The sequence below is a fragment of the Psychrobacter sp. CAL346-MNA-CIBAN-0220 genome (assembly GCF_040309805.1).
Lineage (GTDB): Bacteria > Pseudomonadota > Gammaproteobacteria > Pseudomonadales > Moraxellaceae > Psychrobacter.
The window spans coordinates 1-269 of the sequence record NZ_JBEOPF010000321.1 but is presented as its reverse complement, the minus strand read 5'-3'; the positions used below and the strand labels follow the sequence as shown (position 1 = coordinate 269).

Genomic DNA, 269 nt, shown 5'->3' with positions numbered 1-269 from the left:
AAGTAGAAGCCTGAGTAGTAGAGGCAGCTATTGGTGAGTGGCTACGCGGTATTGATAACCATACTTTTTTGGATTCGACCCTATGACCACGCCAATAAAAACTCAGTGCCCTCATTGCCAAGCTTGCTTTAAATTACAACAAACCCAGTTAAATAAAGTAAACACCGCCGTTTGCTGTGATCAGTGTCAGCAGAGTTTTTTGGTCAATAAGCACCTTATCGTCACCACCGATACGCCACCAAAAATGGCAGATAGCACCACCACCGACC

The 269-nt window shown here is 45.0% G+C and carries 1 protein-coding gene; it reads left to right on the top strand.

Annotated elements, in window-relative coordinates; genetic code table 11:
* Window positions 1-82 precede the first annotated feature (82 nt).
* Window positions 83-269: MJ0042-type zinc finger domain-containing protein (locus tag AAEY88_RS13815; RefSeq protein ID WP_350563304.1), on the top strand; the 187-nt coding region annotated here is incomplete at its 3' end.